Annotated in this window: 25 protein-coding genes and 3 pseudogenes; 11 read left to right on the top strand and 17 right to left on the bottom strand. The window is 69.4% G+C overall.

The window, feature by feature from the left end; translation table 11 throughout:
• The first annotated feature begins 395 nt into the window (after window positions 1–395).
• Window positions 396–842 (top strand): AAA family ATPase, encoded by a 447-nt coding sequence (locus ACGFIZ_RS22280; RefSeq protein ID WP_393422052.1) that lies wholly within the window; start codon window positions 396–398, stop codon window positions 840–842.
• A 387-nt stretch (window positions 843–1,229) separates the two neighbouring features.
• Here ACGFIZ_RS22280 and ACGFIZ_RS22275 read toward each other — a convergent pair whose 3' ends face one another.
• Together ACGFIZ_RS22275 and ACGFIZ_RS22270 are read right to left on the bottom strand one after the other, a co-directional pair.
• Window positions 1,230–1,772 (bottom strand): transposase, encoded by a 543-nt coding sequence (locus ACGFIZ_RS22275; RefSeq protein WP_393422050.1) that lies wholly within the window; start codon window positions 1,770–1,772, stop codon window positions 1,230–1,232.
• Between the two features lie 112 nt (window positions 1,773–1,884).
• Window positions 1,885–2,091 (bottom strand): annotated as a pseudogene (locus ACGFIZ_RS22270) (transposase); the annotation flags it as partial.
• A 724-nt stretch (window positions 2,092–2,815) separates the two neighbouring features.
• Here ACGFIZ_RS22270 and ACGFIZ_RS22265 point away from each other — a divergent pair.
• The gene (locus ACGFIZ_RS22265) at window positions 2,816–3,235 is read left to right on the top strand and encodes a helix-turn-helix domain-containing protein (protein ID WP_393422048.1); all 420 of its coding nucleotides are present in this window, start codon (window positions 2,816–2,818) and stop codon (window positions 3,233–3,235) included.
• A gap of 142 nt (window positions 3,236–3,377) precedes the next feature.
• Complete coding sequence (locus ACGFIZ_RS22260; RefSeq protein ID WP_393422046.1) at window positions 3,378–3,740, top strand: hypothetical protein; 363 nt, start codon at window positions 3,378–3,380, stop codon at window positions 3,738–3,740.
• An 11-nt stretch (window positions 3,741–3,751) separates the two neighbouring features.
• Here ACGFIZ_RS22260 and ACGFIZ_RS22255 read toward each other — a convergent pair whose 3' ends face one another.
• Window positions 3,752–4,270 carry a phosphatase PAP2 family protein gene (locus tag ACGFIZ_RS22255; protein ID WP_393422066.1) on the bottom strand — a complete coding sequence of 173 codons (519 nt, stop codon included), beginning with the start codon at window positions 4,268–4,270 and terminating at the stop codon, window positions 3,752–3,754.
• A gap of 424 nt (window positions 4,271–4,694) precedes the next feature.
• Between ACGFIZ_RS22255 and ACGFIZ_RS22250 the strand changes: the two genes are divergently transcribed.
• Together ACGFIZ_RS22250 and ACGFIZ_RS22245 are read left to right on the top strand one after the other, a co-directional pair.
• Window positions 4,695–5,213 carry a hypothetical protein gene (locus ACGFIZ_RS22250; RefSeq protein WP_393422044.1) on the top strand — a complete coding sequence of 173 codons (519 nt, stop codon included), beginning with the start codon at window positions 4,695–4,697 and terminating at the stop codon, window positions 5,211–5,213.
• A 13-nt stretch (window positions 5,214–5,226) separates the two neighbouring features.
• Window positions 5,227–6,450: an MAB_1171c family putative transporter gene (locus ACGFIZ_RS22245; protein WP_393422042.1), complete on the top strand. Its 1,224-nt coding sequence runs from the start codon at window positions 5,227–5,229 to the stop codon at window positions 6,448–6,450.
• Window positions 6,451–6,717: 267 nt separating this feature from the next.
• On the opposite strand, the gene ACGFIZ_RS22240 is transcribed toward ACGFIZ_RS22245, so the two are convergent.
• Window positions 6,718–7,914, bottom strand: a complete 1,197-nt coding sequence (locus ACGFIZ_RS22240; protein WP_393422040.1) for an IS630 family transposase — start codon at window positions 7,912–7,914, stop codon at window positions 6,718–6,720.
• Window positions 7,915–8,020: 106 nt separating this feature from the next.
• Here ACGFIZ_RS22240 and ACGFIZ_RS22235 point away from each other — a divergent pair, with 106 nt between their 5' ends.
• Window positions 8,021–8,383, top strand: coding sequence for a hypothetical protein (locus ACGFIZ_RS22235; protein ID WP_176738019.1), 363 nt, complete (start codon window positions 8,021–8,023; stop codon window positions 8,381–8,383).
• Between the two features lie 56 nt (window positions 8,384–8,439).
• Here the strand turns inward: ACGFIZ_RS22235 and ACGFIZ_RS22230 are convergent.
• Window positions 8,440–8,592: pseudogene (locus tag ACGFIZ_RS22230) on the bottom strand (transposase); the annotation flags it as partial.
• Between the two features lie 190 nt (window positions 8,593–8,782).
• Between ACGFIZ_RS22230 and ACGFIZ_RS22225 the strand changes: the two are divergent.
• Genes ACGFIZ_RS22225 through ACGFIZ_RS22215 form a run of 3 tightly spaced genes read left to right on the top strand, consistent with a single transcriptional unit; the run spans window position 8,783 to window position 11,158 of the window.
• Entirely contained in the window at window positions 8,783–9,709 is a 927-nt protein-coding gene (locus ACGFIZ_RS22225; RefSeq protein ID WP_393422038.1) for a BadF/BadG/BcrA/BcrD ATPase family protein, read from the top strand.
• A 12-nt stretch (window positions 9,710–9,721) separates the two neighbouring features.
• Window positions 9,722–10,435 (top strand): N-acetylmannosamine-6-phosphate 2-epimerase, encoded by a 714-nt coding sequence (locus ACGFIZ_RS22220; protein WP_393422036.1) that lies wholly within the window; start codon window positions 9,722–9,724, stop codon window positions 10,433–10,435.
• Between the two features lie 30 nt (window positions 10,436–10,465).
• Window positions 10,466–11,158, top strand: a complete 693-nt coding sequence (locus ACGFIZ_RS22215) for a GntR family transcriptional regulator (protein WP_393422034.1) — start codon at window positions 10,466–10,468, stop codon at window positions 11,156–11,158.
• Window positions 11,159–11,293: 135 nt separating this feature from the next.
• On the opposite strand, the gene ACGFIZ_RS22210 is transcribed toward ACGFIZ_RS22215, so the two are convergent.
• The 3 genes from ACGFIZ_RS22210 to ACGFIZ_RS22200 form a co-directional block, all read right to left on the bottom strand.
• On the bottom strand, window positions 11,294–13,096 hold the full coding sequence (locus ACGFIZ_RS22210; RefSeq protein WP_393422032.1) for a putative bifunctional diguanylate cyclase/phosphodiesterase: 1,803 nt from the start codon (window positions 13,094–13,096) through the stop codon (window positions 11,294–11,296).
• Window positions 13,093–13,899 carry an SAM-dependent methyltransferase gene (locus ACGFIZ_RS22205; RefSeq protein WP_393422030.1) on the bottom strand — a complete coding sequence of 269 codons (807 nt, stop codon included), beginning with the start codon at window positions 13,897–13,899 and terminating at the stop codon, window positions 13,093–13,095. Before ACGFIZ_RS22205 ends, ACGFIZ_RS22210 begins: the two co-directional genes overlap by 4 nt.
• Before the next feature lie 183 nt (window positions 13,900–14,082).
• Window positions 14,083–14,796, bottom strand: coding sequence for a hypothetical protein (locus tag ACGFIZ_RS22200; RefSeq protein ID WP_393422028.1), 714 nt, complete (start codon window positions 14,794–14,796; stop codon window positions 14,083–14,085).
• 73 nt (window positions 14,797–14,869) lie between these two features.
• Between ACGFIZ_RS22200 and ACGFIZ_RS22195 the strand changes: the two genes are divergently transcribed.
• The gene (locus ACGFIZ_RS22195) at window positions 14,870–15,700 is read left to right on the top strand and encodes a PIG-L family deacetylase (protein ID WP_393422026.1); all 831 of its coding nucleotides are present in this window, start codon (window positions 14,870–14,872) and stop codon (window positions 15,698–15,700) included.
• A gap of 68 nt (window positions 15,701–15,768) precedes the next feature.
• Here ACGFIZ_RS22195 and ACGFIZ_RS22190 read toward each other — a convergent pair whose 3' ends face one another.
• From ACGFIZ_RS22190 to ACGFIZ_RS22170, 5 genes are all read right to left on the bottom strand, one after another.
• Window positions 15,769–16,176, bottom strand: a complete 408-nt coding sequence (locus ACGFIZ_RS22190) for a low temperature requirement protein A (protein WP_393422064.1) — start codon at window positions 16,174–16,176, stop codon at window positions 15,769–15,771.
• Window positions 16,122–16,928, bottom strand: coding sequence for a low temperature requirement protein A (locus tag ACGFIZ_RS22185; protein ID WP_393422024.1), 807 nt, complete (start codon window positions 16,926–16,928; stop codon window positions 16,122–16,124). Before ACGFIZ_RS22185 ends, ACGFIZ_RS22190 begins: the two co-directional genes overlap by 55 nt.
• 189 nt (window positions 16,929–17,117) lie before the next feature.
• The gene (locus ACGFIZ_RS22180) at window positions 17,118–18,335 is read right to left on the bottom strand and encodes a low temperature requirement protein A (protein ID WP_393422022.1); all 1,218 of its coding nucleotides are present in this window, start codon (window positions 18,333–18,335) and stop codon (window positions 17,118–17,120) included.
• 152 nt (window positions 18,336–18,487) lie between these two features.
• Window positions 18,488–18,958 carry a TspO/MBR family protein gene (locus ACGFIZ_RS22175; RefSeq protein WP_393422020.1) on the bottom strand — a complete coding sequence of 157 codons (471 nt, stop codon included), beginning with the start codon at window positions 18,956–18,958 and terminating at the stop codon, window positions 18,488–18,490.
• A 443-nt stretch (window positions 18,959–19,401) separates the two neighbouring features.
• Complete coding sequence (locus tag ACGFIZ_RS22170; protein ID WP_393422018.1) at window positions 19,402–20,223, bottom strand: S1 family peptidase; 822 nt, start codon at window positions 20,221–20,223, stop codon at window positions 19,402–19,404.
• 562 nt (window positions 20,224–20,785) lie between these two features.
• Between ACGFIZ_RS22170 and ACGFIZ_RS22165 the strand changes: the two genes are divergently transcribed.
• Complete coding sequence (locus ACGFIZ_RS22165; RefSeq protein WP_393422016.1) at window positions 20,786–21,712, top strand: pyridoxamine 5'-phosphate oxidase family protein; 927 nt, start codon at window positions 20,786–20,788, stop codon at window positions 21,710–21,712.
• A 100-nt stretch (window positions 21,713–21,812) separates the two neighbouring features.
• On the opposite strand, the gene ACGFIZ_RS22160 is transcribed toward ACGFIZ_RS22165, so the two are convergent.
• The 4 genes and pseudogenes from ACGFIZ_RS22160 to ACGFIZ_RS22145 form a co-directional block, all read right to left on the bottom strand.
• Window positions 21,813–22,265, bottom strand: coding sequence for a class I SAM-dependent methyltransferase (locus ACGFIZ_RS22160; protein WP_393422068.1), 453 nt, complete (start codon window positions 22,263–22,265; stop codon window positions 21,813–21,815).
• A gap of 20 nt (window positions 22,266–22,285) precedes the next feature.
• A pseudogene (locus ACGFIZ_RS22155) lies at window positions 22,286–22,555 on the bottom strand (class I SAM-dependent methyltransferase); the annotation flags it as partial.
• 5 nt (window positions 22,556–22,560) lie between these two features.
• Window positions 22,561–23,373, bottom strand: coding sequence for a class II aldolase/adducin family protein (locus ACGFIZ_RS22150; protein WP_393422014.1), 813 nt, complete (start codon window positions 23,371–23,373; stop codon window positions 22,561–22,563).
• A gap of 48 nt (window positions 23,374–23,421) precedes the next feature.
• Complete coding sequence (locus tag ACGFIZ_RS22145; protein WP_393422012.1) at window positions 23,422–25,005, bottom strand: FAD/NAD(P)-binding protein; 1,584 nt, start codon at window positions 25,003–25,005, stop codon at window positions 23,422–23,424.
• Between the last annotated feature and the right edge of the window lie 191 nt (window positions 25,006–25,196).

Below are 25,196 nucleotides of genomic sequence, written 5' to 3'. Positions count from 1 at the left end.
AGCGCGGCGCGCAGGTGCTGCATCGCTGACGGGGACCGCGGCTTGCCCTTGCATCGAAGAGCGTCGACCCGCCTGGCGCTGCATCGTCCGCCCGACATCGCGTTCGGCCCGTACGGAGCGGGGTCGAGCGCGTCGTGGCGGATGTTGCCCGCCGACACCCGCAGGACCGGAATACCGGCCCTGACGGCGAGCCGCTCCAAGCGGCGTAGGTAGGCCTCCGCACGGATCGCTTCGGTCTGCTGCTCGACGGTTTCGTGAACCACGAAGCCCCCACCGAACGTGAGTCAGGTGGGGGGCTTCGTGGTTCCGGTTACAGAGTTCTTCCACGTCGCGCCCTAGGCTTGCCGCTGACCGGGAGAGAGTTGTTCGCCGCGCATATCCGCCAAGGAGGAATGATGCTCGCCCTTGTCATCACCCGTGGCCTGCCCGGCTCCGGTAAGACCACCTACGCCGAAAGGTGGGTTGCCGAGGATCCTGAGCGTCGCTTCCGCGTGAACCGCGACGACCTGCGGACCATGGGCCACGGTCGCAGGATCGGTGTGCGGTGGCAGGAGGACGCGGTGACCACCGCGCAGAAAGCGCAGGTGCTCGCGCTGCTGCGCGCAGGCCTGAGTGTAATCGTTGACGACACGAACTTGCCGGATGCTTCGGTGGAGCAGTGGCGGCGGCTCGCCAAGCAGGTCGGGGCGAACCTGGTGGCGGTCGACCTGCGGGATGTGCCGGTGGAAACCTGCATCGCCCGTGATGCGGCCCGTGGTGCCGGCGGTGGCCGGCTGGTGGGTGCGGAGGTCATCCGCCGGATAGCCGATGAGGGCCGGTGTAGGGTGCTCGACGCCGTGTAGCTGGGGCAGGGTGCGGGGGCCGGACGCCATGTGGGTGTCCGGCCCTTTCGCGTTCGTCCACCTCGATACCCCCTGGTCGGTTGTTCGGCATCAGGCTTTCGACGGCTTACTTCAGCTTCGCTTTTAACCGCTCCCCTCGGTTCTGCTGCGCCGTTTGGTGTCCTTTTTGGGGTGTTTATTGCCGGCTGCGTGGCGGGGTGCGGGGATGGAGGTACGGCCCTTGGGACGGCCGGGTCCAGGGCGGGTGGTTTCGGCGCGCTGGCGGGGGACCAGGATCCGCCGGGCCTGCTTTTCTGCCTAGTTGAGTCGGCCTGGAGCGCGGTGCCGCGTTGCCGCTGGTCCGTTTCTCCAGGCCGCTCGCCGAACCCGCCGTGCGGCCCGCCTCGACTACACCCTCGCCGCCTGAACGAATTCGGCAACAGGGTCTTGGCGGGTGGATGGTGCCACACCGGCGAGGCGGGCCAGGGAGTCTGGGGTGGGGAACCGGCCGCGGGCGTCGCCGATCTCGGCGAGCAGTCGAGCGGCGCGGACGGTTCCGGACTTGGGCAGGCTGGTGAAGACCTCTCGGTCTGGGTGCAGGGCCAGGGCTTCGGTGATCTGCTGTTCAAGGGCGTCGATCTGTGTGGTGATGGCCTGCAGGGTGGCCAGGTAGGCGCGGGTGATGCCGGCCAGGGCGTGGCCGTGGTCACCGGTGGCGCCGCGGGGCGCGGCGGTGATCCCGGCGTGCAGCACGGCTGGGTCGGTGCGGCCGCAGTAGCCGATGCTTTTCAGCCAGGCGGCCAGGCGTTTGGGCGAAAGCCGGTCCAGGGCGTCCTGGGTGGTGAACCGGGTCAGGAACCGCAGGCTGGTCTGCGAGTCGATGTCGGCGAACAGGTCCACCGCGGCTGGCAGGGCGGTGGCCAGGTGGGCGCGCAGTTGGCTCGTGGGCAAGATCGACGGCGTGTCGGTCTGAACGTGGGGCCCTGCAACTGCAGTGCCCTACGCGTCGTCGCTGGTTGTAGTGGCGGGCGTACTGATCGAGTGTTCGGCGGAGATGTTGTTCACCGACGATGAGCATGCGGTCGGTGACCTCACGGCGTACGGTGCCGACGAAACGTTCGGCGTAGGTGTTGGCTTGTGGGCTCTGCGGTGGGATCTTGCAGACGGTGATGCCGGCGTCGGCCAAGACGGCGTCGAAGGAGGCGGTGAATTGCCCTGCCCTGTCCCGGAGCAGCGCCTTGAACTGGTCGGCTTGTTCGCCGAGGTCCATGAGCAGGTTGCGGGCCTGCTGTACGGTCCACAGCCCGTCGGGGTTGGCGGTGACGCCGAGGATGTGTACGTCATGGAAGAAATCACAGGCGAGGATGGTCGACGCTTTGCGCGCGGAGGAACCGGCGCCAGGTGGTGTGGTCCCGACGTACCGGCGCTGGCGGTATGCCCGGACGCTTGAGGATCCGGCGGATCGTGGAGGCGCCGCGCGTAAGTACGACATCACACATTGGGCGTGGCCGCGACCCCTGCAGCTACCCCCCTCCCGGGGGGGGTACGCCTGGTTCGCAAGCTGCGTTGAGGGTCGCGAGAGGAGAGCGGGCGCGGGACGGGCATTGAGTGGCGCCGTGGCCCCGGGCGATTGGGCCCGGGGCCACCGGATGCCAGATCGCGGGTCGGTGCAGGTGCAATGTGCGGCGGCGCTGGTCCGGTTGTCGCTCTTTTTGCCGGGCATCCCGGGCCGGATACGTGCCGGCGCGAGTCGCACATCCCCCGTTCTGCGACCCCGCCGCGTCTGGCGATCGTTACCCGACCGTGATGCAGTCTCGACCCCTCGGGGACGTCGAGTGCGGCCGTTCCGTCACTATGGTTGTCCGGTGCGGCGTCGCGGCCACTTAAGTGGTCGGGCTCCGCTAGTGAAGCATGGTCGACCCGCTACTGCAACTATTGTGGGTTGCGAATGCGGCTTCACCACGATTGTGGCGCGCTGGGATGGGAGGGCGGTCATGGTGGACGGTGGCGCGGGCGAGGGGAGACCGTCCTTCGCGGCGCGGCTCAGGCATCTGATCGACACGCATGTCAAGCCAGGCACTGACGAGCCGTACTCTCCGGACGACGTCGCCAAGGGGACGGGACTGTCAACCAGCTATGTGAACTATCTGCTCAGCGGCGCGAGGGACAATCCCTCGCGCTCGGCAATCCAGCAGTTGGCGAACTTCTTTCGGGTGCAGCCCAACTACTTCTTCGACGCGGTGGAGGAGGCTGACTCGGGCGACATCGACGTTGACCCCGACCTGAAGACCATCACGGTGTTGGCGCGTAGGCTGCCACCGGGAGTTCCGCGCGCCAGCCTACGCAAGATCGTGGAGCAGGTAGCCGCGCTGGAGGCTCGCAACAAGTCGGCGCGCCGGGACCGGCCGACATAGCAGAAGGCCCATAGCTGCGTCGAGGAATTCGTGCCTCGTCTTTGAACGTTGATCGTGTAATCCGTCGGTTCTGAGGACCCGTCAGGCAGGCTGTCTCCCGAGCTTGTGGTTGTTGGAGGTGATGGCCGGTGGGCAGCTGGAGGTGTTCGTCCGGCAGGTGTCGATGGCCGAGGGCCAACGGTTGCAGCGGATCACCAGGACGGCGAAGGACTCGGTGAAGCTGCGGCGGGCGGTCGTGGTGCTGATGTCGGCTCAGGGGCAGCTGGCCCCGGACATCGCTCACCTGCTGAAGGTCACCTACGCGTCATGGCTGAACTGGATCGAAGCCGAGTTCGCCGCGGTCCGCTACTTTGCCCTCAACGGCACCGACCACCGCACCCACCCCGAACAGGACGCCGCCATCGGCGACTACATCCGATGGCGCAACCAACACGCCCGACCAAAATCCGGCTTCGCGATCAACTCCAAGATCCGCCACCCGGATTACCCGTTCAAGGCTGCATGACGAGGCCCTAGCTAGCGAAGCAGAAGGAATGTCGGCACCGCCACGACGAGCCCCACTACGGCGCCAGCGATCACTTGGCCGATCGTGTGGTCGCGAAGCTGAACCCGCGACCACCCGACGAGGGCGACCGCGGGAGCGGCGAGAAGTAGATTCGGTCCGAGAACGATTATCAGGACAGCGGCCGATCCGGCGGCGACCGCAGCGTGAATGCTGAGCTTCCACACCAGATTCACCACAGTCACGGCGAGGCCCAAGCCGAACATCACGACGACCATGGCGATCACCGGCTGGGGTGCATGGAAGCCGACCAGGAGGGCCAAGCCGACCAGCACTGAGACGAGCCCATACACCAGGGGCGTGCGGCGCTGCTCTCGCACCCGGATGTGATGGTCGCTGAGGCGCCCCCGGCGGACCCCCCACCAAATGAGGCCGTTGGGGATCACCGAGCAGAACAGCGCGCCCACCAGAGCCCAGCCGAGGCCCCGACCGACCGCTGGCGCGGTGGTGTGCAGGGCGACGACGACCGGCATGACCGCGGCCAGAAGCGCCGGCGCGAATACCTCAGTGACGACACGGGCGATTCGGGTGGACACGCTGCGGCTGGGTAAGTCGAGGGCATCAGGCACCCCTCGCATTTTGCATCAACCGCCTTCTGCAAACGACCGAGAGGTGCCACTCATGGGCTCCGCGCCGGTCCGCCGCCTGGGATCCTCATTCAGCAGGTCACTCGGGGGTTCGCCGATGCTGCTTCTGCCCCCCCGCCGCTCGCCGTTGCCACGAGCAGTCTTCGCGGGGTCCTGCGGATGCGCCTTGCTTCGCTATGCTGCCTGTCTGCGACCGCCACTATTGTGGTTCAGGCGAGCGCTGAAGGCCGGACGCTGACCTGGGCGGACGGAGAGATGGTACGAACGGGAGGCGTCTCGGGCACCGCCCGCAGAAGGGTGACGACAGACGATGTGGCACCAGAAGCGCCGGTCTTGTAGGTTGCTGCGTCGGCTTGGTGTCGCCCTGCCGGTGCCGTTGACCGTTCCGGCATTGGTATCGGCGCTCGAGGAGGAACGCGGTCGCCCGATCCAGTTCGTTGCGATGACCGTCGACGAGCCGGCCGGACCGTGCGGGCTGTGGGTGGCGACGGCCGAGGCCGACTACGTGCTCTACAACCGCGACTCATCGCCTGTGCTGCAGGTCCAGACAACGTTGCACGAGTTGATGCACATCGCGCTGAAGCACACCGGCGCAGCGGTCGTTGACGGTGTCGCGCATCTGGTAGAGAGCGTCGATGCCGATGGGGCGGAGACGATGCTGGCCCGTTCGTCGTCGTCCTTCGATCAACAGCAGGAGATGGACGCCGAACTGCTGGCGACGTACCTGGGAGCCCGGCTGGACCGGGTCGACCAGGTCGGCGCCTTCGAGAACCTGCACGAGGACACCGCCGCAGTGATGTACCGCATCGCAGCGACGTTGACTGACTAGACAGGGGCAGCACGTGTTGGTGGCCATCGGCCATGTCGTCGCCGCGCTCGTAGCCGCAGCGGCGCTCGTCGTCAAGTTGGGCGCGCTGGTGCGGGACCCGAAGGATCAGAAGATCTGGGCGAGCGTGGGCATCTGCCTGGGCTGTGGTCTCGCCGTCACGCTCGGCTGGGCGCCAGTCCACAGCGCCATCGATGAGATCTCCGGCGTGCCGAATCTGGCCAAGCTCGCCGAGCACGGCTCGGCGCTGCTAGCGGCGACCGCCATCCAGTTCCTCTTCCTGCACCTGGGCGACCCGCAACGGGCACGGCGGCACATACGCCAGCGGCTGGTGCTCCTGGCCGTCGTGTTCACGGTGATGGCAACGATGTTCTTGGCGGCAGACTTTCCAACCTCCGAGCCGCTGCACTTCGCCGACCGGTACGGGGACCAACCGGAAGTCGGCGTCTACATGCTGGCGTTCCTGCTGTATCTCGCAGTGTCCGTGGCCGACATTTTGCGCATGTCCCTCGGCTACGCCAGATACGCCGGCACTCGGCTGAAAGTGGTCATGCGCCTGCTCAGCGGAGGAGCTGCCTTCGGCGGGGCCTACGTCGGCCACAAGGCCTTCTTCATCGCTCTGAAGCTGGCCGACGTCAGCGCGCCCTGGCCGGAGCCCGTCGCCTCACAAACTCTCATCACCCTGTCGGTGTCATTGACCTGTTCGAGCTTCGTGCTCGCAACGATATGGAAGAGTGTCGACGGCCTGCGCGCCTGGCCGCGTCGGAGCGCGGCGTACCGGCAACTGCACGCCCTGTGGTTCCTGCTGTATCAGGCGGTACCGACCATCGCGCTGCATCCACCACGTCGACCTGAACGCGCCCGCGGTGCTGCATGGGGCGTCGGCCAGCGGCTGTACCGGCGATGCGTGGAGATCGGCGACGGACTGCAAGCCATAGGCCAACTGGATCCGCGACTGAAGGCGGCGGCCCGGCGACGCGCCGTCGAGGCGGGCTGGGACCAGGAAGGGGCGGTCGCGGCCGGCGAAGCAGCGGCCATCCTATCCGCCGTGCACCGCCAGCGGCAGGGACGACTCGTTCGCCCCGAAATGGATCCTGGTCTGGAGCAGCGGCCGCCGATGATCGAGCGCGTGGATGTGGACGCCGATGCGCGACGGCTAGGAATGATCTCGGCCGCGTTGCACGAACCCTTCGTACACGCAGCAGCAGCCGAAGGCGTCGACGTTGCGCCCAAGGGCTAGCCCCCAATTCTCAAGCCCTTCCGCCAGCTCCTGGTCGTGATGTCGATACCAGCGCAACGATGCCATCGCGAATACCGAAGAGGCCCGATCCTCAAGGGCGGCATCGTGGCGAGGTGCAGCGGTCAGCCCGCTAGACGGCGCGGAGCCTCCGGTGGCTTCGGCTAGGCTGCGTCCGTCTGACCAGGCAAGCGCCTGGCGCGCCGTATCGCCGTTGAGGGCGAAGTACTGCACGGCGCTAAGTGGTTCAGGGCGTAAGTCCTTCGGGGGTTATGCGGCCAGGGCGTGTGCGGCAGGCTGGTGATCGCAGCCGGTGGGCTGTTGGAGGTTCTGCTCTTTCTGTTCGTGTCGCTCGATCCGGGCCATGAGGTCCTCGAGGTCGGCCGGGGTGAATCTCCATCTGAAGGGCCGGGCGGTCGCGTTGTAGCGCTGCTCGAAGGCGGTGAGCCGGTCTTCGACCTGGTCAAGGCTGGTGAAGTCGTTGGGTGTCAGGACCTTGCGCTGGATGATCGAGAAGTAGATCTCCACCTGGTTGACCCAGGAGGCGTGGATCGGGGTGTGGACCATGACCGCGTTCGGGAACCGCCGGCTGAGCCGGTCGGCGGCGGCCTGGCCGCGGTGTGAGGAGCCGTTGTCGACCACCCAGAACACCCGTTTCGCCGAGGCATAGGGCTCTTGGGTCATGACCTGCTCGACCAGGGTCATGAACGGCAGGATGCCGGTCTTCGCGTTGCGGTGGGAGAACACTCGGGCCTGGTGGACGTCGTAGGCGGCCAGGTAGGCGAGGGCGCCTTTGCGCTGGTACTCGTGGTTGACCCGCATCATCCGGGCGACGCCGGGTGCGAGGGTGGGGTGGCAGCGGCAGCGGGCCTGGATGCTGGTCTTCTCGTCGCTGGAGATCACGTACTCGTCATCGCCGAGCGGGACGCCGTCGAACGTGCGGGCGTAGAGGCCGAGCACGCGGGCGGCTTTGACGGCGAACTGCGGGTCGCGGATGAAGATCCAGGACTGGTGCTGCCAGGGCTTGAGCGTGTCGCGGGCCAGGATCCGGCGGATGGTGGACGCCGAGATCGCCGCGACGATGCCCCGGTCGACGGCTTCAGCGGCCAGGTCCGGGCACGTCCACTTCGACAGTGGTGTGCCGGTCTCGGCCGGCAGCTGGCAGGCCAGGGCTATGACCTCGGCGACCTGGACCGGCGTGAACCGTGGTGGCCGTCCCGGGCGGGGCCGGTCGGTGAGGCCGGCGAGGCCTTCGTCGGCGAACCGGCCGCGCCAGCGCCGCACGGTATCGACGGTGAGGTCGTGTCGGCGGGCGATCGCGGCGTTGGAGTGCCCACGGGCCACATCGCAGACGATCCGGGCCCGGACGACCTGCTGATATGCGGCGGTGTGGGGGTAGGCCAGAGCGGTGAGCCCGCGCCGTTCGGCGGCGGTCAGGGTAATCGGGCGAGCGTGAGGGGCAGGCACCGGCCAGCTTCCATTGAAGATGATCTCGTTTCGGGGCTGGTCGAGGATGCCGGTCAGGCGGGCCGCAAGCCGACAGGACACGCCGGAGGCGGCAGGATGTGAACCTATGCCGGTCATCCCTGCCTCCACGAAGACGTCCCTGCCGCAGCGACTGCGGGCACGGGCCAGGGCGAACTGGCCGCAGTTGGCCGCGGTGCACGTGCGCTACCAGGGTCAGTTCGCCTACGTCACCGTCGAGTTGACCGGCGGCCAGCAGCTGCCGGTGATGCGACTGCGCTACAGCGGATCCGCCCACCGCTGGAGCCTCGCCACTTACCGGGCCAGTAACAACAGCTACGAAGACCAGTACTGGTTCAGCGGCACCACCGAAGAAGCACTCGACTTCGTCTGCGACGTCCTCATCAGCCCGATCACCGACTGGCCGCATCCAAGCACCGAACCGTCAACCCCCGAAGGACTTGCGAACTGAAGCACTAAGCCTCGATCCAGTTCAGCCACCAGGCGTAGGTGGTAAGAAGCACCAGCTCGGCCACCGCCGCGATTGAGCCTGTGGCGAGCGGCGCGGCCGGAGCTGGCGGGGACCGGGTTGACGCCGGCGAGACAGGCGATCGCGGCCTCGGAGCGGATGCGTCCGGGGTGTGACCAGGCCAGCAGGACGGTAGCGACGACGGCGCCGACGCTGCTCAGGCCGACTGTCGTCGCGATGGCTATTCCGGCAAGGCGCGTCAGGCGCCGGCGTGTGATCGATCCCTTGCCATCCGCAGGCTCCTCATTCACTCGACGGACTCAACCCTATGGTTTTGCATGTGCCCTAGAGGGCCGTACGGTAGCACCGCATACTGGCTGGCGAAAGGGGGTGACGCGGAGGATGCAGTTGTCGTTCGACGTGGGGCAGACGCGCTCCCGCGCCCGGGTTTCGGACTCCGAGAAGGTGCTCTGGGAAGGCGAAACCGAGGGCTTTTCGGCGGGTGGCAGCCCGGAAGGGCACATTGCCCGAGTTGTTGAATATGCGGCCTCGCGCTCGCCGGTGGACGCCTTCGACACTGCCGCCGGCGGCAGCACGGGCCTGCACGGCCGCATCCCGCCGCTGGAGAAACTCGGCGCCCGGCTGCACGCGACCGCCGGCGTACGCCACCTCTACCTCGCGGACGACGCGGTCACCTCGCACCTGGGCGCCTTCGCCGGCGAGCCGGGCGTGCTCGCCGCTGTCGGCACCGGTCTGGTGGCCCTGGGCGCCGGCAGCCGAGGGGTCGCCCGCGTCGACGGCGTCGGCCCGCTGATCGGCGACAAAGGCGCGGGCTTCTGGATCGGCCGGGAGGGCATCATCGCCGCCCTCTCCGCACGCGACGGGCGTACGGGCGGCTCCTCGGCACTCCTTGACCGGCTGCGCGAGCAATTCGGCGACGTGGACGACGTACCCGGAAAAGTAGCCGGCGCCGCAGCACCGATCGCCGTCGTCGCCTCCTTCGCGGTCGAGGTCGCGGCGGCGGCCCGAGCGGGCGACGAGATCGCCCGCGGCGTCTGGCGCGCTGCGGCCGCACACATCGCGAACGCGGTATGCGCGGCGGCCGATGGTGCGAACCTCGGCCCGGAACTGACCTGGTCGCTGACCGGCCGGATAGCCGAGGCCGGTGACCTGCTGGAACCGGCCCTGTCGACGGCCGTGGCACAGCGGTTCCCGCAGGCGTGCCGGGTCGCCCCGCAAGGCACGGCGCTGGACGGTGCACGCCACCTGCCCGGCGCCGGCAAAGCGCTACACGAATCGGCCCTGGTTGCCGAATATCACCATGGATGAAGGGACAGCAGCATGCCGTTCAACGAGCCGGGGGCCCGCGGCGTCGTCATCTCCTGCCAGGCACCCGAGATGAGCCCACTGCGCGACAGTCACGTCATGGCGCAGCTGGCCCTCGCGGCGCAGAAGGCAGGCGCCATCGGCATCCGCGCGGAAGGCGGAGCGGACATCGCCGCCATCCGGGCGGTCTGCTCGCTGCCTGTCATCGGCATCCGCAAGCACTGGTACGCGGGCAGCGACGTCTACATCACTCCCACCAAGGCCGACGTCGACACGGTGGCAGACGCGGGCGCCGAGCTGGTCGCGCTGGATGCCACGCCGCGACCCCGGCCCGGTGGTGAGACCCTGGCCGAGGTGGTCGCCCACGCCAAGAGGCGCGGGTTGAAGGTGATGGCCGACCTGTCCGGCTCCGAGGAGGCCAAGGGCGCCGTTGACGCGGGCGTGGACTACCTCGGCACCACCCTGGTTCCGGCGAGCGCCGAGGACGTACGGCCGGGCGGGCCCAATATTGCCGTCATCCGGCGGCTGGCCGAGGCGAACTGGGGCCTGCCGGTCATCGCGGAGGGCCGATTCGCGACGCCCGGCGACATCGTCGCCGCGTTCGGGGCCGGCGCGGCCGTCGTAGTGGTCGGCCGGGCGGTCACCGATGCGTACGCGCTCGCCAGCGACCTGGTCCGGGCCGCAAACGAGTTCCGGGAATCGCTCGTGGGCCCACGGCGACTAGTCTGAGGAATTCTTGAAGACCTGACCGGAGAGGCCATGCCCGCGAAGTACGAAGCCGTGTTGCAAGACCTGTCCCAGCGGATCGCCGACATGACCCCCGGGGAGCGGCTGCCGAGCGAACAGCAACTCGCCAAGGACTTCGATGTTTCGACGATGACCGTACGCCGCGCGCTGCAGGTCCTGATCGACGCCAAGCGCGTCATCGGCATCCGCGGCCGGGGCACCTTCGTGGCCCAGCCCACGGTCTCGAAGTTCGTGCTCGCCTCCTTCACCGAGTCGATGCGCGCCGCCGGGATGTCCGCCCGCACGGAGGTCCTCTCGGCCGGCCTCAACCGGGCCGACAAAGAGGTCGCCGAACGGCTGGAGATCGAGGAGGGCGAGCAGGTCATCAGCCTGACCCGGCTGCGCTTCGGCGACGGCACCCCGCTCTGCCTCGAATACTCGGTGCTGCGGGCCGCTCAGTTCCCGGGCATCCTTGGCCTCAACCTCGAGGGCTCGCTCTACGAGCTGCTCCGGAAGCGGTTCGACGTCGAGCTGTCGCGCGTCGAGCTGAGGATCACCGCAGTCATGGCCAGCGCCGAGGAGGCCAAGCTGCTCGGCATCGACCCGCAAGCCATCCCCTGCATCAAGGTCAAGTCGAGCAGCAAACAGACCGACGGCCTGATCGCCGAGGACACCATCTCCATCTACCGCGGCGACCGCTACGAGCTCATCGTCGGTGCGAGCTAGGCGTTCGTTCAGAAGACCGGAGGCTTCCCGAAAGCGGCAGGGTTCCGGCGGATCCTGGCTGGTGTCGACGCCGACGCTCTGGACGATGCAGCTGTCAGCGTGACCGGCGGGCCCTCAGGGCTACCGGGCTGGCGGTCAGCGTCGCTGGGCGGCGACGCGTCGGGTGATTTCGCCCGGCGGTACCGGCCGGCCGAAGTACCAGCCCTGGCCGGTGTCGCAGCCGGCGGCGCGCATTCGCCGGGCCCGGCTGGCGGTCTCGATGCCTTCGGCGGTGACGGTGAGCCCCAGGGTGTGGCCCAGGGCAACGACGGTGGCCAGGAAGGCCGCGTCGTCCGGCCGGCGCACGGCTGGCGGTGGCGGGTTCCCGATCCGTGGCGCGGGCCGGGCGAAGCTGGCATCGAGCTTGAGCCCGTGCAACGGCAGGGCGCGCAGGTTGGCCAGGTTGGCGTACCCGGTGCCGAAGTCGTCGATCACGATCCGCACACCGAGTTCGACCAGGGCGGCGAGGGTGGCGCGGATCTGGTCTGTCAGTTCGATGACCGCGTGCTCGGTGACCTCTAGTTGGAGCCGGTACGGCGCCAGGCCGGTCCGGTCGAGGATCTGGGCGACGGACGCCACCAGCCCGGTCTGGTGGAGTTGCCGGACCGCGATGTTGACGTTGACGTAGAGGCCGTACCCGTCCTGCTGCCAGGCGCTTGCCTGCCGGCAGGCCTGCTCCAGCAGGCGGCGCCCGAGCGGCACGATCAGCCCGGTGTGCTCCGCCAGTTCGATGAACTGCCCGGCGCCCAGCATGCCGAGGCGCGGGTGGTGCCAGCGGGCCAGCGCCTCGACGCCGGCGATGTGACCGTCGCGCAGGTCGACCAGCGGCTGGTACGCGAGGGCGAACTCACCGTTGCGCAGGGCCGCCGGCATGGCTGCGGACAGCCGGTAACGCTCGGCATCGGCGGCGCTACGCTCGTGCTCGAACAGCATCCACCTGGCCTTGCCGTCGGCCTTCGCCCAGTGCAGCGCGATCTGTGTGGCGCGGATCAGTTCGGCGGTGTCGCCGGACCCGACGGACTGCTCCGCGACTCCGGCACTGGCGGTGATGGGTATCTCGGTGTTGTCGACGTGGAACGGTTCGGCCAGCGCGGTCAGCGCGCGGTCGGCGACCTTGACGGCGTCCTCGGCGCAGGTGGTGTCCTCGATCAGGATCGCGAACTGGTCGCTGTCGAAGCGGGCGACCAGGTGGCCCGAGGGTTCGGCGAGGGCCCGCAGCCGATCGGCGGTCGCCGCCAGCAGCCGGTCGCCCACGTCGTGGCCGAGGACGTCGTTGACCGTGGCGAACTCGTCCAGGTTGATGCAGCACATGCCCACCCGCCTCGACGGCGGCCCGGTGGTGAAGACGCGGTCGAGTCGTTCCACGAACAGCGTCCGGTTGGGCAGGTCGGTCCACGCGTCGTGGGTGGCGAGATGCCGAAACCGGGCCTCGTTCGCCCGTAGTGCCTGCTCGGCGCGTGCCTGCGCGGCCAACGCGGCCAGGCGGACGGCGTCCTGGGCGTCCAGGCTGCGGTCGTGCACCGCGGCCGTGAACCCGGCCGCCAGTCCTTCCAGCAGCGCGGTCAGCCGTTCGCACATCGCGGCGTCGGCGGGCAGCCCGAGGTCGGCCGCGAGGCGGGTGTTCAGGACCGCGATGGTACGGCCCAACGCGTCCGGAGACGCGAACCCGGCGGCGACGAGATCCTCCCCGACGCCGAACCCGCAGGTGGGGTCAGGCGACTCGGCGAACAGGCCGCCGACGAGCCGTTCGGCCAGCGCGCTGACGATCCGGTACCGCTCGGCGGAGCTGATCGGCACGTAGTGCGCCCGGTGCAGCGCCTTTGCCCACGCCTTCGCGAACGTGTCCAGGCCGTGACGGTGCCGGCCGGCGAGCGAGTCCGCATCGGGGTGGCCTGTCACGCCGTACGCCCAACTCCTACATAGAAACTCATTCGCTCCGGATTGTCCCCGACGTCCTCGGGAGATTCCGGACGCCACAGCGGTGACCACACCACGCCGGGTTCCACGAGTTCGAGCCCGTCGAAGAACCGCTCGACCTGGGCCCGGGTACGGGCCGTGACCGGTGTGGTGGTCCGGCCGCTCAGCCGCGCCCCCTCACCCATCTCCTGGGGGCGGCTGTCGGTCGTAACGTGGCTGATGGCCACGTAGCTGCCCGGGCAGAGCGCCGCGCGCAACCGGTTCAGGATCCCGTACGGATCGTCCTCGTCGGGAATCGCGTGTACGACCGACGCCAGGAGCAGTCCCACCGGCTGGTCCAGGTCCAGCAGAGCCCGCGTCGCCGGATGGTCGAGGATGACCTCCGGCCGGCGCAGATCCTCGTGGATCGCGGCGGCGAACTCGTTGTCGGACAGGATCTGCTCGCTGTGTGCCACCGCCACCGGATCGATGTCCACATAGACCACGCGTGCGTCCGGCACGATCTTCTGGGCGATCTCGTGCACGTTACCCACGGTCGGGATGCCCGAGCCGATGTCCAGGAACTGACGGATCCCCATGTCGATCATGAAGCGGACCGCGCGGTGCAGGAACTCCCGGTTCGCCCGCGCCACCAGTCGCAGGTCCGGCACCGCCGCGATGGCCTGCCGAGCGAACTCCCGGTCGATCGCGAAGTTGTGGGAGCCACCCAACCAGTAGTCGTAGGCGCGCGCGACGCTGGGCTTGCTGAGGTCTATACCTTCGGGCGCCCAGTCCGGCCGCTCCATCGCTGCCCTCCTCGTCAAGCCCCCGCGCTTTTCGCCACGATGCGCCCGGCCCAGGCCGCGAGCAACAACAAACGTGTCCCGCGTACGCCCGTCGGACCGATCGCGGACTCAACCCTAACTGACCCACCGATCGATACCCATCCCGGCGGGTACGACCACCGCCACGCCCGAGGGCGGCACCCCTCAGACCAGGAGGGTTTCTCGCATCCTCGCGCCCAGATTGATTCCGCCGACCACCCGAGGACCGGTTGGATCGTGGACGTCGAGGGTGTTGTTGCGGCGCATCAGCTCGCGGACCGGGGGCGGCAGCCGGGGCGGGTCGTCGATGTCCGCGAGGATCTGCCCGGCGGTCGAGATCAGTCGATCGGCCAGCGCCGCGGCATCGGTGTCCACCCGTACCTGGCCGTACTCCCAGCTGGCGGTGGTGAGGTCGAGCACCTCGAATACGCGGGTCAGGAGCGGGTTCGGGTCGGTCACCTGGCCGAGCCGGGGCGCCCGGCTGCCGACCACCACGACGGCGGCGGCCACCTGCGCGTACGGGTGGAAGCCGCACGGCAGTGCGAACAGGGGCCAGCGCAGCGCCGGTCCGGCCTCCTTCCACAGCGGCCGGTAGTTTCGGCGGTGCACCAGGAGCCGCCGGCCGGTCCGTCGGTGTACGTCGTGGGCCTGGGCCTGTAGGTCCGCGTGGGCCTCGTCGGCGGCCTTGCTCACGATCTGGGCCGCCACCACCAGGCCGTCGTCGTCGTGCAGCATCCGGGTGATCGCTTCGATCTGTTCCGGAAACCGGGCCTGCGAGCGGGCGCCGTACCGGTGTCGGACGTCCCGCAGCAGTGCCTGCTGCCGCCCCGGATCGAGCTGGACTCGCCTGCTACCCAGCAACTGCCGGAGCCAACGCATCTCGCCTCGTTTCAGCCGCCGTCGCGGACCGCGGCAATGCTAGTGCGTCGGGCGTTCCTCGTATGGTGGTGGGGTGGCTGAGCGATCTCTGACCTTGATGGCGGTGCACGCGCACCCCGACGACGAGGCGACCAGCACTGGCGGCATCCTCGCCCGGTACGCGGCGGAGGGGATCACGACGGTGCTCGTGACCTGCACGGACGGGCGGTGCGGCGATGGGCCCGGCGGGGTCAAGCCGGGCGACCCGGGGCACGACCCCGAGGCCGTGGCAGCGATGCGCCGGGCCGAGTTGGCTGCCAGTTGCGAGGCGCTGAAGGTCACTCATCTGGAGACGCTCGGCTATGCCGACTCCGGGATGATGGGTTGGGCGGCCAACGACGCGCCCGGCGCGTTCTGGAACACGCCGGTGGCGGAGGCGGCCGACCGGCTGACCGAGTTGATCCGGCGCTACCGGCCCGATGTCGTCGTCACCTATGACGAAAACGGCTTCTACGGCCATCCGGACCACATCCAGGCGCACCGCATCACCATGGCCGCCGTCGAGCGGACGGACATCCCCGCAAAGGTGTACTGGACCACCGTGCCGCGCAGCGCGTTCCAGGAGTTCGGCCGCGTCATGAAGGAGATCGGCGTCGAGTTTCCCGAGCCGGACGGGCCGCCGGAGGAGATGCCGCAGCTCGGTCTGCCCGACGACGAGATCACCACCTGGGTGGACACGAGCGGCTACGGCGCGCAGAAGTTCGCATCGTTGGCTGCGCACGCCAGTCAGGCCGAGAATATCTTCTTCCTGCAACTCGGTCAGGAACGGTTCACCGAGCTGATGGGCGTGGAGACCTTCGTCCGGGTCCGCGACACCACCGATGCGCCGACGCCCGAGGACGACCTGTTCGCCGGACTGCGCTGACCGAGCACGCATGGCGGGTCAGGGCCCGGTCCCCGCGCACCTTTGGGTGTCTGTGGCTCCCGTACCGCTCATCTTGGCGGTGATGGGGCTTCCAGTGGCCGCCCTCTTGCCCGGGCGGCGTCGGCGGTGGCGATTCCGGCCAGGACGAGTGCCGCGGTGAGGGAGACGACCAGGGGCAGCAGGAGGGCCATCGGCGGGGCCGCGAGGGCGAGGATGAGGATTCCGATCAGCCGGGGGCGGGAGACCCGGGCGAAGACCACGTACTCGAAGTGGGCGCGTCCGGCGATGAACAGGGCGGGGCCGCCGAAGATGATCACTATCCAGGCGTCCCCGGTGTGGCCGAGTGGTCGCCGGATGACGAGTTCGTAGCCGACGGCGGTGACGATGATGCCGAGGGTCATGATCCCGTGGGTGAAGGCGGCTACGCGGCCGAGGTGGGTCGGGTTCTTGGATGTGGCGATGGCGTCGGAGAGGATCTGCCCGGCTCGGTAGAAGTAGATCCGCCAGAGCAGAACGGTGGTGGCGAGCAGATCATGAAGGCGGTGGTCGACTCCGCGTTGTACAGGCCCCTGGGGTAGGCGGCGGCGAGGGACAGGACCGATTCGCCGAGGGCGATGAGGAGGAGCTGGCGGTAGCGGTCGGCCAGGTGCCCACCGGCCGCAGCCCATACGGTGACGCGTAACCGGCCGAGTCTGGGTACCGGCCACCCGAATCTTGCCGCGAGGTAGTCCAGGGCGGCTGCGCCAGTCCACAGCCAGACCCGGGTGCCGTCGTGGGCGAGCGCGCCAGCGAGCCACAGGATGCCGGTCAGGGTGAACCGGACGAGTTCGCGGGCGAAGGCCCGCTGGTGTTCGTGGGCGTGGAGGATGATGGCGAAGGCGGGGCCGCCCGAGTGGAATGCGCTGGGCAGCGCGGCTGACATGATCAGCACCCCGAGCATGGTCATGATGACCACTGCCTGGACTGGCAGGCGCCGTGGGTCGAACCTGGCGGTGGTCCATGCGGTCAGGGTCCACACCCAGGTCAGCGGCATGAGCAACAACAGAGTCCTGCCCACTGCCGGGAAGGTGGTCCATCCTTCCGCGATGCCGGGACGGGCCAGTTGCTCCGTGATCCGTAGCGCGATCCGCTCGATGACGAAGACGAAGGCCAGGTCGAAGAAGAGTTCCAGGAATGTCGCCTGCTGCGGGCTCTCACCCTTCCTCAGAAGGTCGGTCCTGGCTGCCATCGCTGCCAGCCGCTCCGTCGGGTGTGACAAGTCGTCGAGGGCCAGACTTCCACATGTCAACCCGGTCAGGGCCTGGCGCGGGACGGAATCACCGCCGGCGAACAGGCAGGAATGGCTGGATAGCCATGCAGGCGACCATCGCGGGTGCGCAGCGGTGGCTGTCGAACCCTGAGGCTGTGGATCTGCCCGCTAGTGGGCTGGGGAGGGGGCTTCCGGCGGTCGGCCGGCGGCGTGCCGGGCGTCGGCGAGTGCGACGGCGAGTAGCACGAGCGCGACCACGACCACGGCGGCGAGCGGCGGGGCGAGATACAGGGGGATGCCGACGACGGCGAGGGCGGCGATGGCGGCGACGCGGCGGAGGGAGAGCCGGTTGAACACGATGCGTTCCAGGCGGATGCGGCCGTAGAGGAACAGCGCCGGACCGCCGAGGAGCGCGAGGAGCCACACCGCGCGCGGGGAGCCGTACGGGTGTTTCAGCACGATCTCGAAGCCGACGGCGGCGGCGACGATGCCCAGCACCATGACGACGTGGGCGGTGCCGGTGGCGCGGCCGGCGGCGTCCCTGTCTCCGGCGGCGGCGACGGCTTCGGCGAGGATCTGGCCGGATCGATAGAAGTAGATGCGCCACATCAGCACCGTGGACAGGAACGCCACCAGCAGCCCCGCGACGGTCGCCGCGGTGACCGGCTGGGTGGTCAGCGTGGTGCCGACGGCGAGCACGGTTTCCCCGAGGGCGATCATCAGGAACTGCTGGTAGCGCTCGGGCAGGTGGCGGCGGCTGTCCATGGCCCACGCGCTGACCTGTGGCCTGGCCATCCCCGGTACCGGCCAGCGCAGCTGCGCGGCGACGATGTCCACGGTCACGGCGGCCCCCCACAGGGCGGCCCGGGCGCCGCCGCTGAAGGCCGTGCTGGCGAACCAGATCACCGCCGTGGCCGCGAACCACAGCACCGACCGGAGGTAGAGCTGCCGCAGGGGGTGTCCGCGCAACGCGGGCATCAGGATGAGTGGCCGGCCGCACTGCAGGATCACGTACGGCAGGACGAACGACCATCCGCGGCCGACGAACGCGTACGGCAGCGACGTCGCCATGACCAGCAGCCCGAGAGCGCTCGCCAGCACGACCCACTGGATCTTGCGGCGGCGGGGGTCGAACCAGCTGGTGATGTGCGCGGTGGTGATCCACAGCCAGATCAGCGGTAGCGCCAGCACCGGCAGGAAGGCCATCGCCCGCCACCGGATGACGAAATCGTCGCTGACGATGTCCCGCGCGACCCGGCTGACCACCCCGGCCAGGGCGAACACCAGCACCAGGTCGACGAACAGTTCCAGGAAGTTGGCCTGCCGCACCTCCTCGCGACGTTGCAGCAGGTCCTGACCCTGTTCACCCCCGTCCCGAAGTCCCATACCGCTCATACTCGCCCGCGCGACCCCGGCCCACCGGCGCCTTGTGTTTTCGGCCTGGTTCACCGGGCGTTGTGCCTGGTGGGGAGGGGTGCGGAGATGGCCGCGGCGCTGAGTGACGTGACCCGGACGGGCTGCTCAAGGTCTGCTGTCGATCACCTGTCGCGGTTGAGGCCCACGATGGCACCGTTGAGGGCGGTGGCGAACAACGTCCACGCGGCGTAGGGGACCAGCGCGATACCCGCGACGCGGTCGGCGCGAGCGGCGCCGCGCAGCACGACGAGGTTGGAGACGTTGAGCGCGGCGATCTCGGCCAGCGCGGCGGCGGGCCTACGGGCGCGGAAGAACAGTGCGGTCCAGCCGGCATTGAGCACCAGGTTCAGGGCATAGGCGCGGGCGAATGCGGCCCGTTCGGCGCCGCTGCTGCGGTCCAGTGCGCGGGCGCCGGCCACCGCCATCAGCGCATACAGCGGGGCCCATACCAGGGGAAACGCCGTTGACGGGGGCTGCCAGCGGGGTTTGCGCAGCCGCTGGTACCAGCGTGCGGAAGGGTCGGTGGCCACGGCGCCGACGGCGGCCGCCGCGGCGACGGCCGCCCCGGTCTTGATCCAGGTAGGTGGTCGCATGGTGGCCCGGTACCCGTCTGGGGGCGGGCCAACCCGCCTCCGGCCGGGCCGGGTGGTGAGCGCACGTGGCGGGCCGGGATGCGGGTGGCGTGACGTCGGTAGGGGGCTGGAGAGTCCCGCGTTCACCGGGCTGGTCAGCATCGCCGGGACCAAGGAGAAGGTGGCCGCCTACTGCGACACTCTGCTCGCGCGGAAGGACGCCAGGACGTCCCCGAGCGCCCGGCCGACTGAGGCTCGCCCGTCCCGTACGGCGGGGAAGCCGGACAGCGTTCCGACGAGCGTTCCCAACAAGTCCGCCGGCGGCGACCGCCCGACCGCTCGTCCCACCTCCTGACTTGTCCGGCTCGGGGTCCGGCCGCCACGTCGAGGGGCGACGGGGCAGAAGACGCTGAAGGGGCTCCCGGCCACGGCCGGGAGCCCCTTCAGTCGCCTCGCTACGGATATCAGTAGATGGTCACCCCGTACGCGTTGGCTGCCTCGCGCACCGGCTGGTAGAAGGTGGTGCCGCCGGACCTGCAGTCACCGCTGCCGCCGGAGGTGATGCCGAGCGCCTTGGTGCCGTCGTAGAGCGGGCCACCGGAGTCGCCGGGCTCGGCGCAGACGGTGGTCTGGATCATGCCGCTCACGGTGCCGCCGCCCTGGCCGACGTAGCGGACCGAGACGTTCAGGGCGGTCACGGTTCCGCTGTGGGTGCCGGTGGTCGACCCGGTGCGCTCGACGGCCTCCCCGACGAAGGCGTCCGCGACGGTGAACCCACCCGGGTGGGTGAGGGAGGTGTTGTCGTACCGGACCAGCGCGTAGTCGTTGCCCGGGTAGCTGGAGCCGATGGTCGCGCCGATGAGCGTGCTGTGGCTGGAGTTGGTGTACCAGGTGCCGGCCACGTTCCCGCAGTGGTCGGCGGTCAGGAAGTAGTAGGTGCTGCCGCTGACGACGTTGAAGCCGAGCGAGCACCGGTTCCGGCCGCCGTAGATCGCGTCACCGGCGGACAGCAGTGGGGTGAAGACCCCTCCGGTGCGCTCGACTCGGATCGCACCGGCCGTGTCCCCGGCGCTCTGCTTGATCTTCGCGATCTCGGCACGGGAGACGGTGCTGTCGGCGGTCACGACGACGCGGCCGGACGCCTCGTCCACGTACCAGGCGATGCCCTCGACGCCCGACCGTTGCACCGCGTCGCTGACGGCGGCGAGTCGACTGGCGCTGTAGTCCTGGGGGGACGCGGCTACAGCCGTCGCCGGCGCGAACGCGGCGGTGGCATCGGCAGGCATCGATTGATCTGCAAGCCGCATCCTCGTGGAGCAACACCTGTTCAGGGCCGAGGTTGCCGCCGCGGTAAGCCCGTGCCCCCGTGCCCGCGCGCAAGGCACCGGGGCACGGGCCGCGTTGTCGGATCACGGCGATGGATCACCGGCTACGGTGCCGTATCCGGACGGCGAAAAGGTCGTCGCACCATTGGTGCAGGACGATGTCGTCGCTGGCGGTGTCACCCGGGACAAATCTGTTCGACGGAGTTGAGGCCAGCCCCGCTCGACATCTTGCCGCACCACCGGCTCGGTCTCCGACCATCGACCGGCTTGAACTCCGCTCGGGTAAGATCCGCTCACCGGACGGGGCAGTGCGGCAGCGGGATTCGCGGGATTTCACCGTGAGTTCGGCCGCGTCGTCGCAACTATTTTCGGGGGCTCCGTTCATCCGCTCATCTGGTTGTTTCGCACACCCCGGAAATCGCAGCCCGGGCCGCGGCACCGCCTCCCGGGCGCAGGAGCCCGCTCGGCAGCCGGCAGGCGTCGGCCGGTGCGGCGGGTCCGGACATCAGTCGGAGGTGGTCCAATGGGTCTGGCACACGAGGGAGAGCAGGCCGTCCAGCGCATGGCCGGTGAGGGCGGTCCCGGCTGGGGCTCACCGATGTTCGGCGCGGAGATCGGGGGTTTCACGGAGCTCATCCGCCACCAGCGCCTGGTCGCGCTGTCCGGGGCGGACGCCGAGGGGAACGTCTGGTGCACCGTGCTCACCGGTGACGAGGGGTTCGTCGACACCCTCGACAGCCGCACGATGGTGATCCACACCCTGCCACCCGTGGGCGACCCGCTGCGGGACGCCTTCGCCGAGCCCGGGGACTTCGGCATGGTGGTCCTCTCGCCGGAGACCCTGCGCCGGGTGAAGGCGGCCGGTACGGCTCGCCGGGACGGGGACCGCCTGGTGCTGCGGACCGAGCAGGTGCTCGGCAACTGCCCCAAGTACCTGCAACTCCGTACCGTCGTGGACGACGCCACGCCGCCCGGCCCGCCCCACGCGACTGTCGGCCGGGAGTTGACCGGGGAGCAGCAGGCCATGGTGCGGGCGGCGGACACCTTCTTCATCGGCAGCCGCGCGGCCGGTCACGGCGCCGACGCCAACCACCGGGGCGGACAGCCGGGTTTCGTCACGGTGACCGGTCCGAGGACGCTCACCTGGCCGGACTACCTGGGCAACTCGTTCTTCATGACCCTCGGGAACATGCAGCTCGATCCCCGGTGCGGGCTGGTCTTCCTGGACTGGGAGAGCGGTCGCACCCTGCAACTGAGCGGGACCGGACGGATCAACTGGGATCCGCAGCAGGCGCGCCAGTTCCCGGGGGCGCGTCGCATGGTCGAGTTCGAGGTCGACCACGTGGTGGACATCGAGCGGGCCAGCCGGCTGCGCTGGCAGTTGCACGCGTACTCCCGGTTCAACCCGCCGGCTCCGGCCCACGCGGCCTCGGCGGCGGCGCGCCCCTGACGGCCCGGCAGTCGACAGCGCCCGGGGCTGGCGCGGGAACCACCGCGACGGTGGTTCCCGCGCCGGTACGGGGGCGGATCGTCGTCAGTCGCCGCCCGGTTCAGCTCCCGGCGACACGCGCCACCTGGATGAGCGGCCCCCGGCCGAAGGGCGGGGGAGGGTCCTTGCGGAAGGATCCGTACTCGGCGGTGAGCTCGAAGCCGGCCGCCGACAGCAGCCGGCGTAGTTCAGGCGCGGTGACCACGTACTGGTCGAAGAAGTTGGGGTACAGCGAGCACTGGCCGTCGGGCCGGCCCACCAGGATCGTCTCCTCGTTGCGCCAGTTGGCCGCGTGCGCGTTGATCTGCGTCCGGACCAGCCGGGTGACGAGTACGCCGTCGCCCTGGTGGTGCGCGACCATGGACGGCTGACAGCTGTCGACGTAGTTGAGCAGGTGACCCGAGTCGAGTACGAGCTGGCCGCCGGGCCGCAGCCAGCGTCGGGCCTTGTCGAGCAGCCCGGGAAGCTGGTCCGGTGGGACGAGGTTGAGCGTGGAGAACAGGCTGTACACCACGTCGAAGGTGTGTCCGTGTCGAATTCGGTGGCCGAACCGAGCACGTACTCGATGTTCGCGCCGCCCGCGTTCTTGGCGTAGTCGGTGAACGTGGCACTCTGGTCGACTCCGACCCCGGAGTGCCCCCGCTCCGCCAGCGCCCGCAGGTTGGTCCCGGTGCCGCTTCCGAGGTCCAGGAACCGGCCCGGGGAAGGGGCGAGCGAAGCGAGGAACTCCGTCTCGAGGGCCAGCTGCCGGAAGTCCTTGCGGATGATCTCGTAGACGTCCCCGGGAAATTCGTATCCAGCCATCCGGGCTACTCCTCGAGCAGGTCGGGCTGTTCGTAGGTGATCTCGTCCCAGAGCAGTTGGAAGCTGAACCGGGCAAGTTGGGCGTCGCCGAACCCGTCCTTGGCGGCGAGCGCCTGCTCGTGGGTCAGGCGCTGCGGCTCGCCGGCGGCGTAGGCCAGCAGTTGTACGTGGGCGGCGCTGTCGTAGGTGAAGAACCAGTGCACCGCCTCCTCCAGCGAACCGCCGACCGTGATCAGGCCGTGGTACTTGAGGAGGAGCGCCTTCTTGTCGCCGAGCGTCTCCGCAATCTCCTGGCCGATGTCGAGCCCGACCGAGGTGCCCTTGTAGTCGTCGTAGCGGACCTGGTCCTGGTAGAAGGCGGAGGATTCCTGGTCGAGGGGTTCGAGGAGCCGGTTCAGGGAACCGAGGGCGCGGGAGTGCACGGTGTGGGCGTGGGCGATGGCCGTGGCGTTGGGCCGCAGCTCATGGATCTTGGAGTGGATGACGAACGCGCTCGGGTTGACGCGGTGGTTGCCCTCGACCACCTGCCCCGTGCTGTCCACCAGGATCAGGTCCCGGACCTTGACCCGGTTGAAGGAGACCCCGAACGGGTTGACCCAGAACCGGTCGTGGTGCTCGGGGTCGCGGACCGACACGTGGCCCGAGATTCCCTCGCCGAAGCCGTACCGGCCGAAGAGGCGCAGGGCGGCGGTGAGCCGCTGCTTGCGGTAGCGCCGCTCGTCGGCCACCGAGGCGAATGCCGGGTCGTCGGGGATGGGCAGGCCGGTGTGGGTGTCCGCGAGGAAGGGGGTGGCGTCGGGTGTGGACAGGTCGGTCATCTTCTCTCCGTGGAATCTGTTGAGGGGTCGAAGGACGGTCGGGCAGCCCTACCGGGGACTCGCCAGGGCGGAGACCGGCCCCAGGGCGCGCCGGGAAACGGACATGTGGTCACGCAGGGAGGCGCCGATCTCGTGGGCGCGGTTGACCATCGCCGGGATGCCGAAGGTGAAGAACAGGCTGCCGAAGGCGAGGTCGCCCAGGGCGTAGAACCGCGGATGCGGCGTCCCGTCGACGGTCAGCCGGCTGGTGACGCGCTCCACATGCAGCCCGCCGAGCGGGTTGCGGGCCGCCACTCCGGCGGCGACCAGCGAATCGATCAGCGGTGCGGCAGCGGCCGGGATCTTGTGGGCGGGTGGGTTCACCGCGTTGACGAGGTGGTCGGCGCTCAGGGTGCCGGAATCCGTCGTGATGGTGAATCCGCCGTCGTGGGCGGTCGCCGGGGTGCTTTTCGTGACCGCGATCCGCTGCAGGCCCTTGACGATTCGCAGTTGCCCGGAGTCGATCAGGCTCAGCAGCGTCGCGGCGCTGGCGGCCGGCATCGGGCAGCACAGCGTGAGGACCGTGCGGTAGTGCAGGTGCAGCAGTTCGGCCTTCTGGTGCTCGGGCAGCAGCGACCACAGCTCGGGACCGGTGTCCGGTACCGCGGCCTGCATGATCCGCAGGGCGGTGCTGGCGGAGTCGACGTCGGCGAACTGGCGTCGCAACCGCGCCACGGGTTGTTCCCGGGACAGGGCGGCGATCTCGAAGGCGACGGTGGTGAGATCCTGTCGGGCGGCACCGAGCTCGTTGCCCAACATCCGGATGGCGGTGTCCAGCGTCACCGTGCTCTGCTGCGCGGCCGCCCGAACGCGCTCCGGGGTGAAGTGGCGCAGCTCGTACGCGACCGGGCGCTGCCGGACCGCGGGTAGCAGACCTGTGCGGGACAGCAGGCTGATCGGTCCCCGGTGGCCGCGCGCGACCAACGCCAGCACCACGTCGACGGCGGTGAGGCCACTGCCGATGATGCCGACCTCGGCGTCCGGGTCGAAGGCGTGGAGGGTGCGCGACACCGGATAGGGGTCGGGCAGGAAGCGGGGCGAGCCGCTCAGTCCGTAGCTGTCCTGCGGGCTGCCGCCACCGACGCAGAGGACCACGTAGTCCGCCTGGAACTGGCGGCCCTGGTCGGTTCTCAGGACGGCGCCCTCGGCGATGGGCGCGGCGAAGACCACCCGCTCCCGGACGATGTTGACGCGCCACCCCCGGGCGATCAGTGCCATCAGGCTGTCGCGGGCGGAGTGCTCCAGGTATTCGCCGTACACGGTGCGCGGGGCGAAGCGTGTTCCGGAGTACGGGTCGAGCGGACTCGTCTCGTCGGCACCCACGCCGACGACGAGGTCGCGAGCCGCCAGCCACCGCTCGAAGTGTCCGGGGTCGCCGTGGCGCACCGACATGTCGTCGGGCGTGGCGTTGAGGCGCAGGACTTCCGTGTCCCACTGGTAGGGCCGCCCGCGCCACAGGTGCGGCCCGGGTTCGAATATCGTGACGCCCCCGGCCGGTTCCTCCAGCTGTGCGAGAGTGTCGAGGAGGCACACCGCGGACGCCCCGCCGCCGACGACGGCAATTTCGGCCCCGCGTATCCCACCAGTACTCACATCCAGTTCCCCTTTTCGGCATTCCAGTGTTTTGGCGCGGCTCCAGGAGCCGGGCGCGTGCCGTGTGACTGGAGTCGGGGTGCTGGCCCGGGCGACCGGTTGTCACCGCACCTGGGGAGCCCTCGCCCGTTCGATGGCATGCGTACCGCGGACGGCTGGTTCATGCACGGCGCTGACTGCTGCGGGAACGA

The sequence above is a fragment of the Micromonospora sp. NPDC048830 genome (assembly GCF_043198215.1).
Classification (GTDB): domain Bacteria; phylum Actinomycetota; class Actinomycetes; order Mycobacteriales; family Micromonosporaceae; genus Micromonospora.
The sequence above is the reverse complement of the archived record's forward strand: the minus strand, read 5'-3'. Positions and strand labels throughout refer to the sequence as shown.

Bases quoted from the DNA above. Each gene is read 5' to 3' on its own strand.
- ACGFIZ_RS22280 (WP_393422052.1), top strand. From the start codon at position 396: ATGCTCGCCCTTGTCATCACCCGTGGCCTGCCCGGCTCCGGTAAGACC.
- ACGFIZ_RS22265 (WP_393422048.1), top strand. From the start codon at position 2,816: ATGGTGGACGGTGGCGCGGGCGAGGGGAGACCGTCCTTCGCGGCGCGG.
- ACGFIZ_RS22255 (WP_393422066.1), bottom strand. From the start codon at position 4,270: ATGCCGGTCGTCGTCGCCCTGCACACCACCGCGCCAGCGGTCGGTCGG.
- ACGFIZ_RS22250 (WP_393422044.1), top strand. From the start codon at position 4,695: ATGTGGCACCAGAAGCGCCGGTCTTGTAGGTTGCTGCGTCGGCTTGGT.
- ACGFIZ_RS22235 (WP_176738019.1), top strand. From the start codon at position 8,021: ATGCCGGTCATCCCTGCCTCCACGAAGACGTCCCTGCCGCAGCGACTG.
- ACGFIZ_RS22225 (WP_393422038.1), top strand. From the start codon at position 8,783: ATGCAGTTGTCGTTCGACGTGGGGCAGACGCGCTCCCGCGCCCGGGTT.
- ACGFIZ_RS22220 (WP_393422036.1), top strand. From the start codon at position 9,722: ATGCCGTTCAACGAGCCGGGGGCCCGCGGCGTCGTCATCTCCTGCCAG.
- ACGFIZ_RS22215 (WP_393422034.1), top strand. From the start codon at position 10,466: ATGCCCGCGAAGTACGAAGCCGTGTTGCAAGACCTGTCCCAGCGGATC.
- ACGFIZ_RS22205 (WP_393422030.1), bottom strand. From the start codon at position 13,899: ATGGAGCGGCCGGACTGGGCGCCCGAAGGTATAGACCTCAGCAAGCCC.
- ACGFIZ_RS22200 (WP_393422028.1), bottom strand. From the start codon at position 14,796: ATGCGTTGGCTCCGGCAGTTGCTGGGTAGCAGGCGAGTCCAGCTCGAT.
- ACGFIZ_RS22185 (WP_393422024.1), bottom strand. From the start codon at position 16,928: ATGGCAGCCAGGACCGACCTTCTGAGGAAGGGTGAGAGCCCGCAGCAG.
- ACGFIZ_RS22180 (WP_393422022.1), bottom strand. From the start codon at position 18,335: ATGGGACTTCGGGACGGGGGTGAACAGGGTCAGGACCTGCTGCAACGT.
- ACGFIZ_RS22175 (WP_393422020.1), bottom strand. From the start codon at position 18,958: ATGCGACCACCTACCTGGATCAAGACCGGGGCGGCCGTCGCCGCGGCG.
- ACGFIZ_RS22170 (WP_393422018.1), bottom strand. From the start codon at position 20,223: ATGCCTGCCGATGCCACCGCCGCGTTCGCGCCGGCGACGGCTGTAGCC.
- ACGFIZ_RS22165 (WP_393422016.1), top strand. From the start codon at position 20,786: ATGGGTCTGGCACACGAGGGAGAGCAGGCCGTCCAGCGCATGGCCGGT.
- ACGFIZ_RS22150 (WP_393422014.1), bottom strand. From the start codon at position 23,373: ATGACCGACCTGTCCACACCCGACGCCACCCCCTTCCTCGCGGACACC.